Below are 21061 nucleotides of genomic sequence, written 5' to 3'. Positions count from 1 at the left end.
CCAGTGCAGATCAATAAGGGCGCCCTTACGGGCAATCGTCAATGACCAATTGTCCAGCAGGAGCGCCCCCTTTCTTCGGTATTCAGTACATCGCGGTGATGATGGCGTTGAAAATTGCGTTCAGACCACTCAGAAAAAGTCTCAATACAATGATGGCGATGATCGGAGACAGGTCGAGCATGCCGCCGATCGGTGGAATGAGCTTTCTGAAAGGTTCAAGTATCGGTTCATAGACCTTCCCGAGAATCTGGCCGAATGCCGATTCCCTGAGTCCAGGCACCCAGGAACTGAAAATATAGATGATCAGCCCCCATGTGAAGATTGGAAATACAGTATTTATAAAACGCTGTATAAAGTACAGTACTTCTATGATCAGTTGATTGTCCAATATCATTCTCCTTACATTTCTTCGATTTGACTTTTATCCTCGCTGATTTCGCCTTCGACGCTGACACTATTCGGTGTGCACAGGAAAATATCCGCGCCCACCTTCTGGATGTCACCATCCATTGCATACACCGTACCGCTCAGAAAGTCGACGATCCGCTTTTTCGGACCCTGGTCCACTTTGGACAGATTGACCAGCGTGGCGCGGTCATTCTTCAGTTCATCGGCAATATCCTGGGTTTCGGAAAATACTCTCGGTTCGAACAGGCATACTTTTGTATTGCTTGCTTCTGCACTCATCAAAGTGGTCTCCTTTTCCTTCTGAATGGCTTTTCTATCTTTGTCCTGGCGCTTTCTGACAGGTTTCTTCCGTTCCGTCTTCCTGTAGTTCAAAGGCGTCGTCTCCTTTTCCTCCGGCTTTGACGGTGATGCTTCTGCAGATGAACTCTGGGTCCGTCCTTTTTTGGATTCTTCCAGACTTGTCACTTTCGCGTTGCTGCTTATTGCTTTCTGCTCTTTATTTTCTTTCGCTCTGTCGTCTTCTTCGTATTCCACAATGAATATATCTTTAAAAAACTTCTTGATGGCCATGGTTTTCACCTGCTCCCCATTAATTTGCTGCCGATACGGATATAGGTGGCGCCGTGCCGGAGGGCAATATGGTAGTCATTACTCATCCCCATGCTCAGTTCCTCCACCTGTATATTTCCGGAATTCCTTTCTCTCAGGGAATCCCTCAATATTCCGAGCTGCTCGAACACCTCGGAAATTTCCGCTGCATCTTCAGTATGCGGCGCCATTGTCATCAGTCCGATGATCCTCACCCTGCTGTATGCCCGCATGTCTTCAAGAAAACCGGGCACTTCTTCCGGTGGCAGTCCATGCTTGGTGGTCTCGCCTGAAATATTTACCTGTATAAAGCATTTTACAGTATGACTGCTGTATTGTTCAATTTTTTTAGCTACACTCGCACGATCGAGTGAATGCACGTAATTGAGATGATCGATGACGTCCTTCACTTTGCGCGACTGCAGTGTACCGATGAAATGGACTTCTGCATCCTCGGGCAGTGCCTCACGTTTTTCAAGAAAACCCTCGATACGGCTTTCACCGAAATGCCGGATACCCGCATCATAGGCCGTAAGCGCATCCTCTACCGAATGATACTTGGTAACCGCAATCAGCACAGCCTGGTCCCCGATCTCCCGACTCAGCTGCTCATAATTATCTCTGATCATCTTCATACCTCCCGATGAATGCAAGTGCGCGGCCGGTCTGCCCCTTTTCAAGTCGATAGGAAAAGAACTGTTCCAGGTCCTCTGTTCCAAGTGCTGAAACATGGATGTTCTCGGGAGGCACGCCAGCCTGCATCGCCTGATGCCGGTTGACGGCTTTCAGATCAAGATCATATCCCGCTTTGTGGGCCACCACTGCCTCGTCCGGCAGCCCCAATTTTTCCAGTTCGTGGATGACCCTCGAATCTACAGTATAGCACGTGCCGTTGATAGCCACACCGATCATGATCGAGAGATCCTCCGGACTGTGCCCATATTCCCTGACGATGGTTCCGACGATATCATGTGAAGTCCCTCTCCAACCGGCATGCAGCAGGGCTGTAAAGTCATTTTTTCTGCTCCACACATGAACGGGTACACAATCTGCATAGTTCATGGTGAGCAGCAGTCCTCGGTCATATGTATATAGAGCATCAACATCATAAAGAGCATCTGACAGTTCCCGGACATTCGTACCGGCATCGTCCAATGTCACTTCTCTAATATTGCCGCCATGCTTCTGGATCGGCAGCACCCACCTGTCCGGGGTAAAACCGATTTCGGCAGCCAGCATATTCTGATGCTGATGCACATTTTTGGCATCATCATCGATGTATAGGGCCATGTTGAAACTTTTGGATGGATAGTCGCTATATCCATCCATCCGCTTCGTATAGCCGAGCAGTATATCATCGACCCGTGTGCCCACGTAGTGCCTATGGTTATCAAACTTCATGTCCACACCTCAAAAAATAAGTCAGAAAGGCGTGCCCTTCTGACTTATACTTTATTTCTATCGTCTGCGTCTTGAACGGTTGCGCAGGAACGTAGGTACTTCATAATCATCATCTTGTGAATCATTGCTTGCTTCCCTTGTTTCCCTTGGTTCCGGCTCGCGTTCCGGCGTGCTTTCCCTGGAGGAAGTCGGGTAGGTGAATGATTCACGTTTCTCTTCCCGTTCAGGTGTACGGTTTACGGATTTTTCATTGAATCCTGTCGCGATGACGGTAACAATGATCTCGTCTTCAAGCTCAGGATTGATGACAGTACCGAAGATCATATTGACATCTTCGTCAGCTGCATCCTGGACAACATCGGCTGCTTCCTGCGCTTCGAACAGGGACAGAGATTCACCGCCTGTAATATTCATCAGTACGCCTTGCGCGCCGACGATGGATGTTTCAAGAAGAGGGCTTGAAATCGCCTTTTTGGATGCTTCGATTGCACGATTCTCGCCGCTTGATACACCGATACCCATAAGAGCGGACCCCTGATTGTACATGATCGTCTTGACGTCGGCAAAGTCGAGATTGACTTCACCACTGACGGCGATCAGGTCTGAGATGCCCTGGACACCCTGTCTGAGAACGTTATCCGCTTCCTTGAATGCTTCCATCATTGGCGTGGATTTGTCCACGATATCAAGGAGACGGTCGTTCGGAATGACGATGAGCGTATCGACTGCCGCTTTCATTGCGTCGACACCAGCAGAGGCCTGTGTCTGACGCTTTCTGCCTTCGAAGGAGAATGGACGTGTAACGACACCGACTGTCAGTGCGCCCATCTCTTTTGCGATCTTGGCAACGACTGGTGCGGCACCTGTGCCCGTACCGCCGCCCATGCCGGCTGTAACGAATACCATGTCGGCACCCTGGATGGCATCCTCGATCTGCTCCCTGGACTCCTCGGCAGCTTTCTTGCCGATTTCAGGATTTGCACCGGCGCCAAGGCCGCGCGTCAGCTTTTCACCGATCTGGATCTTGGATTCCGCTTTTGACAGGTTCAGTGCCTGTCCGTCTGTGTTGATGGCAATGAATTCCACATTCTGCATGCCATCATCGATCATGCGATTGACTGCGTTGTTACCGCCGCCGCCGACGCCTACAACTTTTAATGTTGCCATATGGTTAAAACCTTGCTCGAATTCTAACATTTCCATTTCCTCCCAGTCATTCATCTTACTCAAACAAATTTTTAAAGAGCTTTTTCATGTATCCACGGTAGTCCTTCTGTTCACCTTGAGGCGTGTCTTCAGAGCGTTTTGTGACTGTTTCATCCGAACGCGCTTCATCATATGCGTAATCGGAATACTCCGCTTCATCCGGAGCAGAACCGCTGGTTTTGCCAGGTGGATACTTGTAGGTTTCTCCTGATTCCAGCTGACGGGTATTATGCTCTTTCCGCTTGTTGAAAAGACCATTGAAAAAGCTGCCCGATGTCTCTTCAGATGCATCATATCGAGCATCTTCCGACTCCGTGTCATAATTATCAATTGTAACATATTCAAGAAGTTCATCAAACATAATTCCGCTTGATACTGTGGAAATAACACTTGAGAATTCCGGCTTGCGTGCACCCATCTGGTTCGGGACGTGCACCCTGATCTTCTCGGATACGAGATCCTGCATGAGCTCTTTGACTCCAAGCAGGTTCGCTGTCCCACCTGTTACGACGAAACCGCCATTGACCTTGGTGATCCGCTGCTGCTGCAGTGCTTCAAATACGCTCATGAGCATTTCTTCCAGACGCATCTCGATGATGTCTGAAAGATCCTTTGGCGTCACTTCAATATCCGGCTCGCCATCCCGCTGTGGCAGCCTGACGATGTCTGCTTCGGAAGCAAGATCATAGAAAGCATGGCCATACTGATGCTTGGCCTTTTCGGCAGCCTCCATCGGCGTGTTGAACGCTTCCGAGAGATCTCTTGTAATGTGATTGCCACCGACAGCGATACTGCCTGCATATTTCAATGTGCCGCGTTCATAGTAGCCGAACTGTGTGAGATCTGCGCCGATATCGATCGCCACACCACCAAGTTCCACCTCGGATTCGCTCAATATATGCTGATAGTTGACCGCATCGGAGTAGACATCGAGGACTTCAAGACCTGCATCCTCGACACATTTGACTGCATTCATGAGCAGTGTCCTGTTGACAAGAACAATACCTGCCCGTACAAACAGCGATTGGGTCGCCATCATTTCTTTCGGGTCCATCACTTCATGCAGGTCGTCGACCTTGAAATGGACAGGATAGACTGTCACCACTTCGCGGTCCTTGTGGATTTCCCTTTCCCGCAGCGTTTCCAGAAGGTCTTCGATGTGTGTACCGTTGATTTCGGTGGAATTGCCGCCAAAACGCAATTCCTCCTCACTGAACTTGAGTTCCGTTTCAGTAATCGGCATTTTTAAAAAGACTTCATCTATGTCGACTCCAGATGAGATCTTTGCCTTTTTAACCGTATCTATAATGGCATTTCGTGCCAGATCAAAATCTTTTATCTTCCCTTTGGATATTCCATCCGTAAAGGTCTGGCCAGTGCCAATGATGTTGACACCATCATGGAATTTCTCACCGACGACCGCCTTTACACTTGCGGAACCGATATCCAGGGCAACATAATAATGTTCCTTCAACTCATTTGCCTCCTAGCAAGCCTGTTTCAGCTTTCTATCATATAGTTTACATTATACTTTTTATATTGTGAACTATTTATGCATAATAGTCCAGTATAAAAACAGGCGGGGAATCATTACTCCCCGCCGCCGATATCCGTAAGCTGATCTCTTACATCCGCCAGTGCCTGATTTACATCTTCGATGTATTTAGCCTGTACCGGCGTTTCATATATGCCTGCTTTGACTTCCTCTGCCTCCTGGCTTCCGTAGGGCAGGAAACTGCTGCCGATTTCAAAGTCGATGACACCGGAATTCGGGTCCCCGATTTCTTTGCGGACACTTGGATAATAGTTCATCTTTTCATCAATTGTCCGGTAGTCTGCAACAATTTCCTGGCCGTCGTTCATGAACATATGGATGCGTGTCGATGAGTTCTCGGAAGGCCGGTAGTATATCTCGGAAATGCCTTCCAGTATTTCAGCGTCCACCTTATCCAGATTCTCCACCAGCTGGTTGAATTCCCTGCCTTCGAAGTAGTGGAGGATGGGTGCCTTTTTCGGTGCAGAGGGATAGCCTCGCAATATCTGGGCATTTTCGAGAACCGGATAGTAGTCGGCATTGTTGGCAACATACCCGAGTGCCCTGTATTCAGTCACAGTGACATTGATCTGGCTCCACCATTTGCGTTCCAGTTCGACACTTTGGACAGCAGGCAGGAGTGCAATGTTCTCCCTGGCCTGCGACAGGTCGGCACTGAACATTTTCGTCCCTTCATCAAAATGCAGTCGATCCTGTACCTCTTCATCGCTGATCAGTTCATTCCCGGAAATATTGATGGTCTTGATGTCACTTGCACTGCTGAAGACATACCATATCAATGTACCGACGGACAGCAGCAGTACAAGCAGCAGCAGTATATAGAAATGTGCACGGGTGAACTTCGGACGGGGCAGCCTGCGTTTTCTTTCCGGCTGCCTGTCTTCCCGGGGAAAAGTCTCAATTTCATCTTCGTCCACAAAATAATGGCCCGCGGTCTGCCTGTTTTCATTCATCAGCCTGCTGTGGAAGGTGGCAACCGCCTCCTCCTCTTCGGCCTCATCATCAATAGGATCGGATGCACCTTCAGGCACACCACCGTCCGGTTCGTTCTGCTGCGTCTCGGGAGGAGAGCCGCTGTCGAGACGCTCATCCAGCATATGACTGTCCGATTCCTTCGCGCGCTTCAACTTTTTCTTCATTTCTTCTATGTCCGGTCTGTCACTCATCGGCTCACCCCCTTCCTTCATCTATCAAGCGTACTGAACCCTTCCTTGAAGTGGTCGCCTCTGGCTTCATAGTCCTTGTACTGGTCCCAGCTTGCACATGCCGGTGAAAACAGAACCACATCCCCCACCTCTGCATGCTTTGCGGCCACCTGTACTGCATCATGGGGATGCTCTGTAATCAGGACGGTCTTCCCGGTGCTTTCGGCAAGCGCTTTGAACTTATCTTTCGTCTCGCCGAAAGTGATGACCATGCGCACATTGTCCATATGCGGAGCAAGTGACTCGAGCGACTGCCCCCGATCAAGCCCTCCGGCGATCCAGATGATCGGATCTTTGAAACTTTTCAGTGCAAAGGTAGTGGCCAGGTTATTGGTCGCCTTGGAATCGTTATAGTAGGATGCACCCGCATACTCGCCAAGATGCTCCATGCGATGCGGTATACTGCCGAAATGAAGCAGTGTTTCCCTGACCGCTTCGTCGGTTGCTCCATGCCGTTTGGCTGCAAGCAGCGCTGCAAGAATATTCTCGAGGTTGTGATCACCTTTCAGTTTCACCTGGTCGATGTGGATCAATGGCATCCCTTTGTATGTGACCATGCCATCTTCTATTGAAGCCTCCCCGCCGTCGGTAGTGGAGAAGTATTCGACATGCAGGCTGGCAGGATCATGAAGCATTTCCCGCTGCGCCCCATTGAATATCACCGTCTGCTGCTGATCCATATTGGACAGCAGATTCATCTTCGCCTGTACATAGGCTTCCCGGGTGCCATGGTAGTCGATATGGGCTTCGTAGATATTGGTGAATACCGCTGTGTCGGGACGAAATTCCTTTATGCCCATAAGCTGGAACGAGGACAGTTCCATGACCAGAATATCTTCCTTCGCGGCCTCACGTACTGCTTCCGACGCCGGGTATCCGATGTTTCCGCACAATATTGGCGAAAGGCCTGAACGTTCAAGCATTTCACCGATCAGGTGCGTGACTGTCGTCTTTCCATTTGTACCAGTGATGCCGATGATCGGGGCGTCGGACATGTGATATGCCAGTTCGACTTCCGTAATGATTGGAACATCCCTGTCGGCAGCCGACTCAAGAAACGGTATGGAATACGGGATGCCGGGATTCTTGACGATCAGCTCGGCATCATTCAGAAGACTTGTCGGATGGTGGCCATCGACGATTTCAACGCCCCATCCTTTCATCGTCTGCCTGACTTTTTCGTCTGCGATGATTTCATTTGTTGTCAGAGTGACGACCGCCCCGAGAGACACAAGTGCCGAAACGGCACTCCGGCCACTCCGGCCGTATCCGAGGACAACGACGTTTTTATTTTCAAAACTGGCAGTCATCTACAACACCCCCAATAGGACACCGATGGCACCGGCAATGATGCCGGCGGTCCAGAACACGATGACAATCTTCCACTCGCTCCAGCCGCCAAGCTCGAAGTGATGGTGGATCGGTGTCATTCTGAATATTCTCCTGCCCGTCAGCTTGTAGGAAGCCACCTGCATCATCACTGAAGCCGTCTCTACGACGAAGACGATGCCGATGAGGAGAAGCAGCAGGCTCTCGTTGAGCATGATCGAAACTGTGGCGATGATGCCGCCGAGTGCGAGCGAACCCGTGTCACCCATGAACAGCTTTGCTGGATATTTGTTGTAGACGAGAAATCCGAGCAGTGCGCCGATCATTATGAGGAGGAAAAGGGCGATTGCCATCTCTTCCTGCATGATTGCGATGACCAGGAAACTTGAAAAGGCGATGATGGACAGCCCTGTAGCCAGACCATCGAGTCCATCCGTCAGATTGACGGCATTCGAGAATCCCACTTGCCAGAAGACGATCCACAGCATGAACAGTATGCCGAGCGGGATGTTGATGTCCGTGCCCGGTATATGGATGCTTGTCTCTATATCCGTAATGGCCTGGGTCATGATGAAATAGACGATGATTGAAACAATGATCTGTGCAAGAAACTTCTGTTTGGAGGACAGCCCCCTGTTGTCCTTTTTGACGACGATGATGTAGTCATCGATGAAGCCGATCAGACCGAAGCCGACGGTCACAATGACGAGAACAAGCATCTTGTATGCATCATCCACCATCAGTAGCGCAATGATGGACAGGATGATGACCGGAATCAGATAGGTCAACCCGCCCATCGTCGGTGTTCCTGTCTTTACCTGGTGGCTCTTCGGGCCCTCCTCGCGGATGGACTGGCCGAACTTCATCCGCTTCAGAAGTGGTATGGTCACCGGCACCAGTATGACTGTGCTGATGAATGCGATGATTGGAAATAGATAGTTCATTTTGTCCTCCTCTAATCTTCGGGGTCATTCGATGATAGTGTGACTTCGAGTGCTTCTTCATTACTAAGAACAGTACCTGGTGCAATGGACTGGGAGTTTACATAACCTTCCCCTTCCACAGTGACCTCAATACCCACAAAGTCACCAAATAGCACAGCTTCACGCTTTGACAGGCCGGTAAGATCAGGCATTGACGCGTCCCCGTCCGTTTTGACGAAGAACGAATCGTACGGCAGAAGCTTATCATTTTTAGGATAGTGGTCCACCACCTCTTGCCCATTGCCGACTACGATGGTCTGAATCGTGGAGTCGGAAGCAAACGGTATCCCACTCAAAGGTTCGCCGGCATAGTCACCGACTTCGATCACTTCCGCCTCCTGCTCATCTTCCGATTCCTCGACTGTCAGATATTTGAGTGTGCGTTCCATCAGTGGGTTGAATCCTGGCATGACACCGATGTCCCATGTATCGGATTTGTTTTTCGATGCAAGCTTCACCCCGTAGTAGATGATGACTTCCGGGTCATCCTCCGGCGCGTAGCCGATGAATGATGTCAGAAATTCGTAGGGTCCATCCATGTAGCCGCCGTTTTCGGGGTCGATCACCTGTGCCGTTCCGGACTTGCCGGCGACTTCGTAGTCATCGAGCAGATACTGCGGGTTTCTTTCCATGGAACCGCCGACCAGCGTATTGAGCTCTTCATGCGTCTTATCCGCTGCTTCTTCCGAGATGACCTGGCGAACGACTGTCTCCTTGCCCTGATGCAGCACTTCGTCTGTATCCGGATCGGTGATCGATTCTATGACATACGGCTTCTTCATCTTGCCACCGTTCAGAATTGCAGTCATGCCCTGGATCATCTGTATCGGTGTGACTGTCGAACCCTGTCCGAAAGATGTCGTTTTCCTCTGCAGTTCGCTTTCCCAGGAAAGTGTACCGGTCTGCTCATTCGGGAACTCGGAGCCGGTCGTTTCGCCGAAGCCGAACTGCTTGTAGTAGTCGAGCATCTTGTCCTCCCCGACCTTGTCCTGCAGCAGCATCATCAGTGCATTGGAGGAATACTGCATGCCTTCATTATAGGTGATTTCTCCCCATCCTTCAGTTTCCCAGTCATGGATCGTATATCCATTGACATCGTAGGACCCGGATTCGTACAGTGCATTCGGATCATAGACACCGGCATCGATTGCCGCAGCAAGGCCGAACACCTTGAACGTCGAGCCCGGCTCGAAGGAGTACTGGTAGAGCATGTTCAGCCAGCTGTTGCCGAACCCTTCACGGGTTCTCGGGTTGAATGAAGGGCGCTGGCCACTGGCTAGAATTTCGCCCGTTTCTGCATCCGCCACGACGGCGAACAGCTCCTCAGGCTCAAAGTGCTCCTCCATTATATCGAGTGAGTCTTCAAGATACAGCTGGATATTCGAGTCGATCGTCAATTTCATTTCCGCGCCATCTTCGGGCGGTTTTACCGTATCCGAATTCGGTACAATATATCCCCATAGATCCTGCGTATAGTCTATGGTGCCGTCCTGCCCCTGGAGTATATCATCATATGCCCGTTCCAGACCGAGCTGACCCTGCAGCTCATCCGTGTCTCCCTGCTGTTCGGCATAGCCGATCAGATGGGACGCGAAGTCCCCATTCGGATAGAAGCGTTTCGTTTCCGGTGTCAGCACGATGCCCGGAATGCTGCCATCCTCCAGTGCATTTTTCTGGTTGTAGGAAAGGTCGCGCCCCTCCTTGCCGAGCTCCACCTGGAACCTTTCATTCTCGATCCCTTCTTCTATACGTGCCTGTATATCCTGAGCCGGCATATCTATTATCTCCGAGACCGCTTCGGCTGTCTCCTTAGGATCTGTCACGTGGTTCGGGTAGTCCGCATCCGTAATCAATGCCAGACGGTATGCTTCCATATCGCTTGCCAGAACGTTACCGTGGCGGTCCACGATGTCCCCGCGTTCCGCTTCCCTGACGGCTGAGCGTGTAAACTTGTCGTGTCCATGCGCCACCAGGTCTTCATCATCGAGCGTCTTGTATATCATCAGATAGGAGAATTGCCAAAATATGCAAATAAAAAGCACTCCTATACCAAGGTAGATTAGGAGCGCACCAACTGATAGCGTTTTAGTTTTCTCACCAAGCCTGATTCTAATCCTTGCCATACTTCTCAGCAACCTTTACATTTCCATTGTCCAGTTCAAGTCCGAGTTCATTCGCTTTTTCGTAGATTCTTTCATAGGAGCCAAGATCTGTCACTTCCGTCTTCAGTTCACTGATCTCGCCTTCCCTGACGGCAATTTCACTTTCGACCTGGGTATTTTGTGTCTGAAGCGAATAGGCTTCCATCTTGAGCGAAAGTACGTATATTGCAGCTGCTGCAATCAATGTCATCAGTATAAGGTATGCAAGTGCTTCAAATTTCTTGATACCGATGACGCGTCTGGCTTTCCTGGTCTCATGGATCTGTTCCTGCTCTGTATGCGGACGCGGCAAGGTCTGGTGATAGCGTTCTACTGCCATAATAACACTCCCTATTTCTGCTTCTCTGCAATTCTTAGTTTTGCACTGCGTGCACGTGGATTGTCCTCCACCGCCATGTCATCTGCAACAATCGGTTTCTTGTTGACACGCTTCAAAATCGGTTCATAGGCTTCGGGAATGATCGGCATATTACGAGGCAGTTCAGGTCCGGACTCATACTCCATGAACATCTGCTTGCAGATTCTGTCCTCGAGGGAGTGGAATGTAATCACTGATACACGGCCCCCCTTATTCAGAAGGCCGATTGCCTGCTCAAGAGAACGTTCGAAGACGCCAAGTTCATCATTCACTGCAATTCTTAGTGCCTGGAAGACACGCTTGGCCGGGTGGCCGCCTGTTCTTCTGAACTTGTGCGGTATCTGCGATTTGATGATCTCTGTAAGTTCAACAGTTGTTTCAATGGGTTTCACAGCACGCAGACGTTCAATCTCCCGTGCAATCTTCTTGGAAAACTTCTCTTCCCCATATCTGAAGAAGATACTGGTCAGCTGTTCATAGGAATATGTATTGACAATCTCGTATGCATCCAGAGACTGGCTCTGGTCCATCCGCATATCAAGTCTTGCCTCTTTGGAGTGGCTGAACCCTCTTTCCGTAATATCCAATTGGGGGCTTGAAACCCCAAGATCGTACAATATACCATCGATTCCCGTAACGCCCTGCTCGGAAAGCGCTTCTGTCAAATGTTCAAAGTTGGAATGTATGAGTGTGAGGTTATTACTATCTTTGAATTTTTCCTCTGCGTTCTGAATTGCCAGGCTATCCTGATCAAAAGCGAACAGGTGTCCTGTCGTCAGTTGTTCGAGAAGATAGGCACTGTGCCCGCCGCCACCCAATGTGGCATCGACATAAATGCCGTCCGGGCGTATATTCAGCCCGTCCACTGTCTCTTCCAATAGAACGGTATCGTGCCTGAACATATCCTCACATCCTATAAATCAAAATCAATCAGTTCTTCTGCTATATCTTCAAAATGGGATTCCGAATCGTCGTAGAAGGACTCCCATTTTTCTGTGCTCCATATTTCAATCCTCTGCGAAACGCCAATAACCGTACATTCTTTTTTCAAGTCAGCATAATCTCTTAAATTCTGTGGAATGTTGATTCTGCCCTGCTTATCCACTTCAACTTCGGTTGCGCCTGAAAAGAACATTCTCATGAACTTTCTGGCATCCCTTTTCGTCAGTGGCAGGGTGCTCATTTTCTTTTCGATCTGTGCCCATTCTTCCATTGTATAGCCGAACAGACAGTGATCGAGGCCGCGGGTGATGATGAACTGCTTATCAAGGGCATCCCTGAATTTGCTGGGAACAATCAAGCGTCCTTTAGCATCCAGCTGATGCCTGAATTCTCCCATGAACATCCAATCACCTCGCCTATACAAATAATTTACCACATCTCCCCACTCTGTACCACAAATTATGTGCATTTGTGTGAATTTAATTACTTAACATGAAAAAAGACAGTTTCCACGAGAAGGAAACTGCCTTTATGCTAGACGCCTTTTATAATTGTGAGCTTCGTCGTATAGCTTAGATTGCGATGGTCGATTCCAGGGAACATCCAAGGGTGGTAGACACGCTCCTGCAGCGCACCGCCAGGCATGACGCGCTCCGCCACTTCCTCAAGGTCATTCAGCCTGCTTCTCAATGCCTTTTTCACTTCGAGCCTGTACCTCCGTTTCAGATAGGCAAGCTGCTTCTGGTGGACTTTCATGTTCGCTTCAATCAGATGCCCGTACCGCTCCCGGCCATCACCACCCGACAGGGCTCGGTAGTCATCTTCGAGTCTGGTCTTCATCGCATCCACCTCGTCAAGGAATGCCTGGTCGGTCGCCTCCTCCACCAGCCTGTTCTTTCTGTTTTCCACATCTGCATGCAGTGTATTAGATACTTGCAGATCATATTTATCAAGCAGCTTGCCAAGCCGCATATCTTCGTGGATGATCTCCATGCGCTTCAGAACAATCGGCATCGGCATCCCCATTGATTGAAACACTTCGTGGAGTTCGCCCCAGTACTTGACTTCGGCACCGCCGCCCGCGAATATGAGCGTATTGAACAGCATTTCCTGCATGAGGGGTCTCGTAACGACATTATTGCTGAACGTTTCAGGTGCATCCCCAAGTCTTTCGATCAGCGCCTCCTTGTCGATTGTGCCTTTATCTGTCTCGAACCGGCCATCCTGCTGCATCAGCAGTGTCCTGCTTCCTTCGGAACCTGTGAACAGATGGACATTGGTCTCCGTCTCTATCATCGGGGACAGTCCGAGTGTTTCATTGAATTTCTTCTGTCCGCTCCTGAAGGACCGGTCGATGTCTTCATGATGATTGATCATTTGTTCAAACATCGGCACTTCAAAGGCACGTACTGCCTCACTGTGCGCGTTGAAGATGAGCAGTCCTTCCTCCTTGAACACATCATGGACGAGCGCATGAAAGAGTTCAGTCCAGTACTCATGGCGATGGATCATTTCAATGATATGGCTCTTCTTATGGTAAAGCAGACCCGAATCGCCGCATGCTTCGATGATTGCGAGCAGTGTCCTCTCCATTTCGGCAGCATCATACCGGTAGAACCCGAGACTCATCGGTACCGTCAAGTTCGGTTTATAGGAGATTTTACGGCGTCTTCTATGATGCTTGTCATAGATGTAGGTATGATTCACCTCGGCAAAATCATGATCCTCCCCGGCAACCCAGAATACAGGAACCGCATCATAGTCATGCGCTGCTTTGACTTCCTCTGTGAGCACAAGCAGTGTGATGATCTTATGCATGATATAGCTCGGACTCATGAACAGGCCAGCCTGCTGGCCGCCGATGATGACCCGATGTCCGGCCTTGAGCTTTTCTATATTTTCACGCTGCGCATCACTCAGCCCATACTGCTCCATATCGCTCCGTATGATGCCCGCAAGCTTTTCCGTATGCGGATGCACAGGGCGATCCAGCACCTTTTCCACGCTTTCCCTATCATAGGAAAGATGATCATAGAACTGCAGTGTCCCTTGATCTTTATTATTGAAGTTTTTTGTAAATTCATCCTGTCCGAAATTCAAACATTCGATTTCCATAATCCGTCTCCTTCTTCGGGGTAGTAATTAGATTATAAATATTATAAACATATAAAACAATTGAACGGTTTTGAAGAAATATACTATAATGAAACCAAAGGAGAGAATAAAAATGTCAGAAGTGAAACATTTAGCAATCAATTATAAGACCGCAGAAGATTTCAAGAAATTCCGTGAGTATGGTGCGCAGGAACTGCATATGATGAAAGAACTCGAAGGCAATATGATTGACGCTGATATCGACTCCCCATTCTATGGCATCTACGTCGGCGACACACTGGCCGCCCGCATGTGCCTGTACCGCAAAGAGGACGAGCAGCAGCCGATATTCGATCCGCCACATGACTACATGGTCATCTGGAAGCTTGAAGTACTCGAGAAGTACCAGGGCCGGGGATTCGGCGGTAAAATGATTGAATTCGCCAAGGATTACGCACTTCCCATCAAGGCGATCAGCCGCCAGAATGCGCGCGGATTCTTCGAAAAGCATGGCTTTGAACCGATGAAATATGACATTGACCGGGACATGGCGGATGATCCGTTGATCTGGTATCCGGAAGGCTATGTACTGAACTAGATGGGAAAACACAAAAAGTCGCTGGCGGATTCATTCCGCCAGCGACTTTTCATATCGCATCAATTAGTTTGCTACGACGTCTTCACCTTTATAGCTGCCACATTCTTTACATACACGGTGGGAAAGCTTCATTTCACCACAGTTCGGGCATTCGACCATACCAGGCACTGAAAGTTTCAGGTGCGTACGGCGTTTTCTTTTGCGTGTGATTGAGGTTCTTCTTTTTGGTACTGCCATTTCTATTCCTCCTTATTTTCACTGTCGTCTAGCAGCGATTTCAACTTTGCCATTCTCGGATCCACTTTTTCCGCATCTTCCGCCAGTTCCTCTTCTTTCATGACCGACCAGTTATTGCCACCTGTCAGCGTTTCATCACTTTTGGTGATGACGTAGGGAATATTGACGACAATCAGTTCACGGACAATCGGTTCGAGATCCAAAGTGTGGGTCACTGGATGAACATTTTCAGCCAGTTCGTCGGTCTCACCCGGCTCTTCAACGAATACTTCCTGTGATTCGATGTGAAGAGGTACCTCTATATCTTCGGAAGTACGGCTATCGAGCATATTGACCACTGTATCTATCGTGAGATCGACTAGAATCTCACGATTCCGTATATGGATCTCACCTTCCACTGAAGTCTCTTCAGTGCCGGTGACATCCTTGCGATCTGTTATCTCTCCGAACTGGACCTTTTCATTTACAGCGATTGATTTCTGTTTGAACTTATTAAGCTGTGTTAATGACCATCTCATATAGTTTCACCTCTTATGAGCACAAAAAACATTGTACCTTCAACAAGGTTTTCTGTCAAGTTTTTTTCTTAACACTACACATTATTCCAATGGCATTTTCTGTTACAATATCATTGAAGAGAAAGGAGTGTCTAACCATGATTATTACATCTTTAATTACTGAATACAATCCCTTTCATAATGGACATATCCATCATATCGAAGCCTCCAGGCGGCTGACCGGGGCAGACGTCGTCATCGCAATCATGTCAGGCAGTTTTACACAGCGTGGCGAAATTGCCGTCACCGACAAGTTCACGCGTGCTCAGGCGGCCATTGCACACGTCGATCTCGTGGTCGAGCTGCCCATGCCCTGGGCAGTGAGCTTTGCCGATGACTTTGCACTCGGCGGTGTGCATATTGCTAAACTGCTCGGCAGCGACCATATCGTCTTCGGCAGTGAGTCCGGCGATATCGATGCGCTTCATGATACGTACCATAAGCTGAAGGATCATGATATAAGGGAGAAGATGGAGGTATTGACGAAGCAGGGCTACAGCTACCCCCGCGCCATCAACGCAGCCATCGGCTCCGACATCTTCAATGGTGCCAATAACACTCTTGGCCTGTCCTATCTGCGCGCAATCGATTCACTCGGCGCCGAGATCACACCGCTGACCATACCAAGGCTCGGCAACCAGTACAATGAGACCGCCCTGTCCGAATCCCGCTTCTCCAGTGCCACCAGTCTGAGGCAGGCCATCCAGGAAGGCAGGACCGAGGAAGCAGCGCAATATATGCCGGAAGACCTGGTGCGTAGCATCCATGCCAAAGGTCCACTGTCCAACGAAGTGCTGTTCGATACTCTGAAGCTCCTCATCCAGCGCAGTACGCCACGCGACTTGCGTGAAATCTATATGATGACCGAAGGCATAGAGCATAGATTGCTCGCCAAAATAAGAAAACATCGTTCCTATGATGCTTTCCTTTCCGATGTCAAGACGAAGCGCTATACGATGACGCGTCTCAACCGGCTCATGATCTATATACTGCTCAATATTACGCAGACGCAGATGGCTGGATTGCAGATGCCTGAGGCCATCAGAGTGCTGGCCATGAACCGAACAGGGCAGACCTTCCTGAAAACCCTGCCTGAAGCGCTTGAAGTCATCACCAACGTCAACAGCAGGAACAGCGGATATATCCGAAACGATATCATCGCCACCGATATCCATAATATCTACAGCGGCTCGGACAGGAACGACTTCAATACGCCGGTCATCATCGCAGACTGAATTTCTGTTTCAGGGCATCCTCCACAAGCGGCGGGACCAGGTCCTCTATTCTGCCACCATATTTGGCCACCTCTTTGACAATCGAGGAGGAGATGAACGAATAGTTGTTGTTGGTCATCATGTATATCGTCTCTATGGAGCTGTTGAGCTTGCGGTTCATGGAGGTCAGCTGCATCTCGTACTCGAAATCGCTGACTGCACGCAGACCTCTGACAATCGACCTGGCCCCCACTTCCTCACAGAAGTCGATCAGCAGGCCATTGAAACTCCTCACTTCGACATTCGGCAGATGGGCGGTCACCGCTTCTATCATCGCCACCCGCTCCTCTGTCGAGAAGAGCCCCTTCTTTGATGAATTTTTCAGCACGGACACATAGACTGTATCAAAAATCTTGCTCGTCCGCTCTATGATATCAAGATGACCGTAGGTGATCGGGTCGAAACTTCCCGGGCATACTGCGATTCTACTCATTATAGTTCCCCTTCCTTTGTCAGTACATTGATGCGGATCGTGCCATATACCGCTTCTTTCAGGCTGGCGTAGCCGGGTGTTCCGTAGGCTTCGTCCTTATGCGTCTCAACCACAATACGGCCGTCTCGGGCGAGTATGCCCAGTGAATCGATCAGTTCAAGTGCTACTTCGACCATCCCCTTATGGTATGGCGGATCCAGGAAGATCAGGTCGAACTGCCTGCCTCTTCGGCTCATGGCCCGAAGCGCACGCCGGTAGTCGTTGCGGAAGATCTCGATCGGTTCCTCGATGTCCGTCGTATTTCGCCTTATGATGCCGACCGCGTCCTTCGCCCCGTCTATGAACATGGCATCCGTGCCGCCGCGGCTCAGCGCCTCGATGCCGAGTGCGCCGCTTCCGGCAAACAGGTCCAGGACACTGCCGTCGATCGGACCGAGTATGTTGAATATATTTTCCCGTACCTTGTCGGTCGTCGGCCTCGTATCATTCGACTTCAGTACCGCAAGTTTTTTTGATTTATATTTTCCACTGATTATTCTCATGAGAAACCTGCTTTCTTTCCTTACATGGTTGGTTTAGAATGATGAATGGGAGTTGATAATATGCAGAAATTCATCACACTTGGAGAAGGTCATGGCGACCTTTTCGAGCTTGAAGCACTGATAGAGAATGACCATGGAAGAATCGATAAAGGAATCTTCCTCCATACCGCAGAAGGCATGTCGACATTTCTTCTCGTCATGTCACCGCTCCGCGGAAATTTCCAGGCCATATATGCCATCTACAGAGGCATCCTTCATAAGGAGGGCACAGGAAAGAAATATGCGATGATCAGTGAATGGTGCCGGGGGCAGAATATTCCGGTCATTGAATTCTCCACGCGGGATCCAAAAGATTTCCACGAAAGAGAGCAGTTCTACCAGTACATTACCGGGGTACTGCGGCTGAACCATCTGATTCCGCCCCTGACCTGAAAATCAGATGACCCGGTAGTCCTTCGGTTCAAAGTTCTCGGTACCGTATTCCCTTTTGATATTCGGATATTCGCTCGCCACCACATCGCTGACATACTTCAGCCGGTTCAAAGCCTCCATTGTTTGAGAGAGGTCGGTTTCGTATATATATAGTAATAAGTACTTTTTTTCCTTATTGACGTATATGAGGTGGCCGTACCGTTTCAATTGTCGTATGAATTTATTTTGTTTAAAATAAATGTATATGCCGATGCGTTTCTCAAGCATACTACCCCACCTTATATATTTTTATACAGTTATGATACCATGGAAATAGGAAGTTTTAAACGAAACTATAATTGGAGGCATAATTACTATGAAAAAGTGTACGAAGAGCCTACTTGCAGCAATCGGGGTCACAGGCGGACTCGTCGGTGGACTCTGGGTGGGAACCAGAGTGGCGAGTGAACCGAAGATCAGAGACATCAAACCGTACTTCAGACACCGCTCCCCCTATATCTTTGCACATCGCGGCGGCATGGGACTTGCACCGGAGCATACCATTGCGGCCTTCGACAAGGCGGGCAGATTCGAAGTCGACGGATTTGAAGTCGATATCCGCATGACAAAGGATGAAGAGATTGTCGTCTTCCACGATGCCTATGTGGACCGTACTTCCAATGGTGCCGGACGCATAAGCAACCTGACACTCGACGAACTCAGAAAACTCGATTTCGGCTACCATTTCCGGAATGCTGAAGGAAACCACCCTTACAGGGAATCTGAAGATGCACGCATTGTAACACTCAGAGAGCTGATCGAGAAGTATCCCGACAAGCTCATCAACATCGATATCAAGGACGATCCGAATTCATATGAAGGCAGTCTGATGCCAAGCCTGCTCTACCGTCTGATCGATGAGCTTGACGTCCGCGATCGTGTCCTCATCACAAGCTTCTACGATGCACAGATTGAGCGGTTCCAGCTCTACTCGGGCGATGACATCGCTCTTGGGGCCGGAGAAGAACAGGTCAGAAATGCCTACTTGGCATATGCTTCAGGATTCAAGCATCTATTCAATCCTAAAGCGGATACTTTCCAGATTCCACCACGCTACAACAACATTCCGCTCGACAAGGAAGGCTTCATAGACTATCTGCAGAGCCTGAACATTGCGGTCGGATACTGGGTCATCAATGAAATGGACGAGATGGATGAACTCATCCAAAAAGGTGCGCACACGATTGTCACCGATTATCCGGACATCAGCCACCACCTGATGAAGGAAAGATACTAGAAAAGGCTCCCCGATGGGGAGCCTTTCGCATATCCTAGCTTGCACTCTGGCATCCGCAGCTGCCACCTGTTGCGCATCCGGACTCTCCGGATACGGAGAAGAACGGGTTGCTGCTGACTACATTGACATTGCTGCTGACACTCGTGCTCACGTGATAGAGCACTTCATCAAGCAGAGCCTGCAGCTGATATTCGGTCCTTCTGTATTCCATGATGACGGGGTGCATATCCAGTTTCTTTTTGAACTGGTTGATCTCCCGACGTTTTGTACTGAAGTCGGGATGGTATCTGCCAAACCTCTGGACTTCCTCGAAATCCATCTTCAGACGTGTGAACTGATCTATGAGCTGTGATACTTCCTGATCTTCATCAAGAAGTGCACGGTATCTGCAATACTGCTGATAGGCTTCGGTCTGCCTTATTTTTTCATTTAAGGCATCGAGCTGATCTAGAATTTCCATTTCTGTTTCTGTAACCATTTACAACACCTCCCCCACATAATATCACATATCCATGGTTTTCCACCACCAGCATTTTCAGTTTTCAAATACCATTTGCAACTGTCGGGACAATAGATTAAAATTAAAGTAATGGAAAAATGCTTAGGGAGGAAAATTCATGGTTTTCGAAAACTCTACTCTTGAGACGATGGTCGTTTCTCAGGATATACTGCAAGATGTTATGAATAAGAACGGACTGGTACTTGGCGGCTCATGGGATTATGAACGGATGACCTTCGACTATAAATATGAACTGCCTGAAGGCATCTATTACCTGCGTATCCCTGGATATGCAATAGAGGGGGATGTTGGTGCCAAAAATGCCATCCTCCAGCTGATGGACCCATACATGGGCAAACACTACTACCCGACTGGTCTCGAGTACGGAAGCGATGAACATTTCCCTGAACGTATCGTGAACCACGCCGTACAGAAAATCAGAGCTGTCGCACAGGACCTGAAAGCAATCGCATAAATCTTCATAGAAAAAGGGCTGCTCATTCGAGCAGCCCTTTTTCTATCCCTGAAGGATGGCTTTGATCAGTGAAGTCGTCTCGCCACCCGGGTAGAGTACGTACAGCAGTACATAGACCATGACACCAGTAATCGCTGTACCGAACCAGATGGTAGATGCCCATGGCGCAATCTTCCTGTGTCGCGCCAGTTTCCTCTTGTAGCCCAGGTAGACCTGGACGCCCCCGAGGATGCCCCCTGATGTAGCCAGTATGATATGGAATATCAGAAACACCGTATAGAAAGGAACGAGACCTTCCGGTCCTCCAAATGCCGTGTTTCCTATGAATACTGTCCTTGAGGCATAGATGATGAAAAAGATCAGTGCGCTGACTGCTGCATAGGTCATCATCTTCTGATGTCCGTCAATCTGTCCATTTCTGACTTTGGCGATGCCGATGGCCATGAAGACTGCACTGATTACGATGAATAATGTACTGATGGTCGGTAAAATGTGCACGGTGTGATT

The 21061-nt window shown here is 49.2% G+C and carries 26 protein-coding genes; 5 read left to right on the top strand and 21 right to left on the bottom strand.

Annotated elements, in window-relative coordinates; genetic code table 11:
* Positions 1–82: 82 nt before the first annotated feature.
* The 14 genes from J4760_RS01120 to bshC all read right to left on the bottom strand — a co-directional run bounded on the left by J4760_RS01120 (position 83) and on the right by bshC (position 14252).
* Complete coding sequence (locus J4760_RS01120; protein ID WP_370637520.1) at positions 83–388, bottom strand: YggT family protein; 306 nt, start codon at positions 386–388, stop codon at positions 83–85.
* Positions 389–399: 11 nt separating this feature from the next.
* On the bottom strand, positions 400–978 hold the full coding sequence (locus J4760_RS01115; RefSeq protein ID WP_145285177.1) for a cell division protein SepF: 579 nt from the start codon (positions 976–978) through the stop codon (positions 400–402).
* 5 nt (positions 979–983) lie between these two features.
* Entirely contained in the window at positions 984–1625 is a 642-nt protein-coding gene (locus J4760_RS01110) for a YggS family pyridoxal phosphate-dependent enzyme (RefSeq protein WP_237604513.1), read from the bottom strand.
* Positions 1612–2397: a purine nucleoside phosphorylase YfiH/LACC1 family protein gene (locus tag J4760_RS01105; protein WP_237604512.1), complete on the bottom strand. Its 786-nt coding sequence runs from the start codon at positions 2395–2397 to the stop codon at positions 1612–1614. Before J4760_RS01105 ends, J4760_RS01110 begins: the two co-directional genes overlap by 14 nt.
* 57 nt (positions 2398–2454) lie before the next feature.
* Positions 2455–3594 carry a cell division protein FtsZ gene (gene ftsZ, locus J4760_RS01100; RefSeq protein ID WP_145285170.1) on the bottom strand — a complete coding sequence of 380 codons (1140 nt, stop codon included), beginning with the start codon at positions 3592–3594 and terminating at the stop codon, positions 2455–2457.
* A gap of 25 nt (positions 3595–3619) precedes the next feature.
* Entirely contained in the window at positions 3620–5077 is a 1458-nt protein-coding gene (ftsA, locus tag J4760_RS01095) for a cell division protein FtsA (protein ID WP_145285167.1), read from the bottom strand.
* Between the two features lie 116 nt (positions 5078–5193).
* Positions 5194–6324, bottom strand: a complete 1131-nt coding sequence (locus J4760_RS01090) for a cell division protein FtsQ/DivIB (RefSeq protein ID WP_145285165.1) — start codon at positions 6322–6324, stop codon at positions 5194–5196.
* A 17-nt stretch (positions 6325–6341) separates the two neighbouring features.
* Complete coding sequence (gene murD, locus J4760_RS01085) at positions 6342–7673, bottom strand: UDP-N-acetylmuramoyl-L-alanine--D-glutamate ligase (RefSeq protein ID WP_145285163.1); 1332 nt, start codon at positions 7671–7673, stop codon at positions 6342–6344.
* Positions 7674–8636, bottom strand: a complete 963-nt coding sequence (gene mraY / locus J4760_RS01080; protein WP_145285160.1) for a phospho-N-acetylmuramoyl-pentapeptide-transferase — start codon at positions 8634–8636, stop codon at positions 7674–7676.
* Positions 8637–8647: 11 nt separating this feature from the next.
* Positions 8648–10798, bottom strand: coding sequence for a penicillin-binding protein (locus tag J4760_RS01075; protein ID WP_237604511.1), 2151 nt, complete (start codon positions 10796–10798; stop codon positions 8648–8650).
* Positions 10785–11156 carry a cell division protein FtsL gene (ftsL, locus tag J4760_RS01070; RefSeq protein WP_145285154.1) on the bottom strand — a complete coding sequence of 124 codons (372 nt, stop codon included), beginning with the start codon at positions 11154–11156 and terminating at the stop codon, positions 10785–10787. The genes J4760_RS01075 and ftsL overlap by 14 nt, the downstream gene beginning before the upstream one ends.
* 11 nt (positions 11157–11167) lie before the next feature.
* Positions 11168–12097, bottom strand: coding sequence for a 16S rRNA (cytosine(1402)-N(4))-methyltransferase RsmH (gene rsmH / locus J4760_RS01065; protein WP_145285152.1), 930 nt, complete (start codon positions 12095–12097; stop codon positions 11168–11170).
* 11 nt (positions 12098–12108) lie between these two features.
* Positions 12109–12540 (bottom strand): division/cell wall cluster transcriptional repressor MraZ, encoded by a 432-nt coding sequence (mraZ, locus tag J4760_RS01060; protein WP_145285149.1) that lies wholly within the window; start codon positions 12538–12540, stop codon positions 12109–12111.
* Positions 12541–12671: 131 nt separating this feature from the next.
* Positions 12672–14252 (bottom strand): bacillithiol biosynthesis cysteine-adding enzyme BshC, encoded by a 1581-nt coding sequence (bshC, locus tag J4760_RS01055; RefSeq protein ID WP_145285146.1) that lies wholly within the window; start codon positions 14250–14252, stop codon positions 12672–12674.
* Positions 14253–14364: 112 nt separating this feature from the next.
* On the opposite strand from bshC, the gene J4760_RS01050 reads away from it, so the two are divergent.
* Entirely contained in the window at positions 14365–14829 is a 465-nt protein-coding gene (locus J4760_RS01050; RefSeq protein ID WP_237604510.1) for an N-acetyltransferase, read from the top strand.
* Between the two features lie 63 nt (positions 14830–14892).
* Here the strand turns inward: J4760_RS01050 and rpmF are convergent, their stop codons facing one another.
* Both rpmF and J4760_RS01040 read right to left on the bottom strand, forming a co-directional pair.
* The gene (rpmF, locus tag J4760_RS01045) at positions 14893–15066 is read right to left on the bottom strand and encodes a 50S ribosomal protein L32 (protein ID WP_145285141.1); all 174 of its coding nucleotides are present in this window, start codon (positions 15064–15066) and stop codon (positions 14893–14895) included.
* A 2-nt stretch (positions 15067–15068) separates the two neighbouring features.
* Positions 15069–15584, bottom strand: coding sequence for a YceD family protein (locus tag J4760_RS01040; RefSeq protein WP_237604509.1), 516 nt, complete (start codon positions 15582–15584; stop codon positions 15069–15071).
* 137 nt (positions 15585–15721) lie between these two features.
* On the opposite strand from J4760_RS01040, the gene J4760_RS01035 reads away from it, so the two are divergent.
* Positions 15722–16858 (top strand): nucleotidyltransferase, encoded by a 1137-nt coding sequence (locus J4760_RS01035; RefSeq protein WP_237604508.1) that lies wholly within the window; start codon positions 15722–15724, stop codon positions 16856–16858.
* Here the strand turns inward: J4760_RS01035 and coaD are convergent.
* Both coaD and rsmD read right to left on the bottom strand, forming a co-directional pair.
* A complete protein-coding gene (gene coaD, locus J4760_RS01030) occupies positions 16845–17330 on the bottom strand; it encodes a pantetheine-phosphate adenylyltransferase (protein ID WP_145285132.1) in 486 nt (161 codons plus the stop codon). The genes J4760_RS01035 and coaD overlap by 14 nt on opposite strands.
* Complete coding sequence (rsmD, locus tag J4760_RS01025) at positions 17330–17872, bottom strand: 16S rRNA (guanine(966)-N(2))-methyltransferase RsmD (RefSeq protein ID WP_237604507.1); 543 nt, start codon at positions 17870–17872, stop codon at positions 17330–17332. The genes coaD and rsmD overlap by 1 nt, the downstream gene beginning before the upstream one ends.
* A 60-nt stretch (positions 17873–17932) precedes the next feature.
* Here rsmD and J4760_RS01020 point away from each other — a divergent pair, with 60 nt between their 5' ends.
* Positions 17933–18304, top strand: a complete 372-nt coding sequence (locus tag J4760_RS01020) for a DUF7147 family protein (RefSeq protein ID WP_145285127.1) — start codon at positions 17933–17935, stop codon at positions 18302–18304.
* 3 nt (positions 18305–18307) lie between these two features.
* Here J4760_RS01020 and J4760_RS01015 read toward each other — a convergent pair whose 3' ends face one another.
* Positions 18308–18571, bottom strand: coding sequence for a DUF2129 domain-containing protein (locus J4760_RS01015; RefSeq protein WP_145285124.1), 264 nt, complete (start codon positions 18569–18571; stop codon positions 18308–18310).
* Between the two features lie 88 nt (positions 18572–18659).
* Between J4760_RS01015 and J4760_RS01010 the strand changes: the two genes are divergently transcribed.
* A complete protein-coding gene (locus J4760_RS01010; RefSeq protein WP_237604506.1) occupies positions 18660–19580 on the top strand; it encodes a glycerophosphodiester phosphodiesterase family protein in 921 nt (306 codons plus the stop codon).
* 34 nt (positions 19581–19614) lie between these two features.
* On the opposite strand, the gene J4760_RS01005 is transcribed toward J4760_RS01010, so the two are convergent.
* Positions 19615–20058, bottom strand: coding sequence for a YlbF/YmcA family competence regulator (locus tag J4760_RS01005; RefSeq protein ID WP_145285118.1), 444 nt, complete (start codon positions 20056–20058; stop codon positions 19615–19617).
* Positions 20059–20197: 139 nt separating this feature from the next.
* Between J4760_RS01005 and J4760_RS01000 the strand changes: the two genes are divergently transcribed.
* Positions 20198–20554 carry a YugN family protein gene (locus J4760_RS01000; protein ID WP_145285115.1) on the top strand — a complete coding sequence of 119 codons (357 nt, stop codon included), beginning with the start codon at positions 20198–20200 and terminating at the stop codon, positions 20552–20554.
* Between the two features lie 42 nt (positions 20555–20596).
* Here the strand turns inward: J4760_RS01000 and J4760_RS00995 are convergent, their stop codons facing one another.
* On the bottom strand, positions 20597–21052 hold the full coding sequence (locus tag J4760_RS00995; protein ID WP_145285113.1) for a DUF420 domain-containing protein: 456 nt from the start codon (positions 21050–21052) through the stop codon (positions 20597–20599).
* Positions 21053–21061: the final 9 nt, after the last annotated feature.

Source organism: Salinicoccus sp. ID82-1, from assembly GCF_021991715.1.
Classification (GTDB): domain Bacteria; phylum Bacillota; class Bacilli; order Staphylococcales; family Salinicoccaceae; genus Salinicoccus; species Salinicoccus cyprini.
The sequence above is the reverse complement of the archived record's forward strand: the minus strand, read 5'-3'. Positions and strand labels throughout refer to the sequence as shown.

Excerpts from the sequence above, each read along its gene's own strand:
- J4760_RS01115 (WP_145285177.1), bottom strand. The coding sequence starts at position 978 with ATGGCCATCAAGAAGTTTTTTAAAGATATATTCATTGTGGAATACGAA.
- J4760_RS01110 (WP_237604513.1), bottom strand. The coding sequence starts at position 1,625 with ATGATCAGAGATAATTATGAGCAGCTGAGTCGGGAGATCGGGGACCAG.
- J4760_RS01105 (WP_237604512.1), bottom strand. The coding sequence starts at position 2,397 with ATGAAGTTTGATAACCATAGGCACTACGTGGGCACACGGGTCGATGAT.
- ftsZ (WP_145285170.1), bottom strand. The coding sequence starts at position 3,594 with ATGTTAGAATTCGAGCAAGGTTTTAACCATATGGCAACATTAAAAGTT.
- J4760_RS01090 (WP_145285165.1), bottom strand. The coding sequence starts at position 6,324 with ATGAGTGACAGACCGGACATAGAAGAAATGAAGAAAAAGTTGAAGCGC.
- murD (WP_145285163.1), bottom strand. The coding sequence starts at position 7,673 with ATGACTGCCAGTTTTGAAAATAAAAACGTCGTTGTCCTCGGATACGGC.
- mraY (WP_145285160.1), bottom strand. The coding sequence starts at position 8,636 with ATGAACTATCTATTTCCAATCATCGCATTCATCAGCACAGTCATACTG.
- J4760_RS01075 (WP_237604511.1), bottom strand. The coding sequence starts at position 10,798 with ATGGCAAGGATTAGAATCAGGCTTGGTGAGAAAACTAAAACGCTATCA.
- ftsL (WP_145285154.1), bottom strand. The coding sequence starts at position 11,156 with ATGGCAGTAGAACGCTATCACCAGACCTTGCCGCGTCCGCATACAGAG.
- rsmH (WP_145285152.1), bottom strand. The coding sequence starts at position 12,097 with ATGTTCAGGCACGATACCGTTCTATTGGAAGAGACAGTGGACGGGCTG.
- mraZ (WP_145285149.1), bottom strand. The coding sequence starts at position 12,540 with ATGTTCATGGGAGAATTCAGGCATCAGCTGGATGCTAAAGGACGCTTG.
- bshC (WP_145285146.1), bottom strand. The coding sequence starts at position 14,252 with ATGGAAATCGAATGTTTGAATTTCGGACAGGATGAATTTACAAAAAAC.
- J4760_RS01050 (WP_237604510.1), top strand. The coding sequence starts at position 14,365 with ATGTCAGAAGTGAAACATTTAGCAATCAATTATAAGACCGCAGAAGAT.
- rpmF (WP_145285141.1), bottom strand. The coding sequence starts at position 15,066 with ATGGCAGTACCAAAAAGAAGAACCTCAATCACACGCAAAAGAAAACGC.
- J4760_RS01040 (WP_237604509.1), bottom strand. The coding sequence starts at position 15,584 with ATGAGATGGTCATTAACACAGCTTAATAAGTTCAAACAGAAATCAATC.
- J4760_RS01035 (WP_237604508.1), top strand. The coding sequence starts at position 15,722 with ATGATTATTACATCTTTAATTACTGAATACAATCCCTTTCATAATGGA.
- coaD (WP_145285132.1), bottom strand. The coding sequence starts at position 17,330 with ATGAGTAGAATCGCAGTATGCCCGGGAAGTTTCGACCCGATCACCTAC.
- rsmD (WP_237604507.1), bottom strand. The coding sequence starts at position 17,872 with ATGAGAATAATCAGTGGAAAATATAAATCAAAAAAACTTGCGGTACTG.
- J4760_RS01020 (WP_145285127.1), top strand. The coding sequence starts at position 17,933 with ATGCAGAAATTCATCACACTTGGAGAAGGTCATGGCGACCTTTTCGAG.
- J4760_RS01015 (WP_145285124.1), bottom strand. The coding sequence starts at position 18,571 with ATGCTTGAGAAACGCATCGGCATATACATTTATTTTAAACAAAATAAA.
- J4760_RS01010 (WP_237604506.1), top strand. The coding sequence starts at position 18,660 with ATGAAAAAGTGTACGAAGAGCCTACTTGCAGCAATCGGGGTCACAGGC.
- J4760_RS01005 (WP_145285118.1), bottom strand. The coding sequence starts at position 20,058 with ATGGTTACAGAAACAGAAATGGAAATTCTAGATCAGCTCGATGCCTTA.
- J4760_RS01000 (WP_145285115.1), top strand. The coding sequence starts at position 20,198 with ATGGTTTTCGAAAACTCTACTCTTGAGACGATGGTCGTTTCTCAGGAT.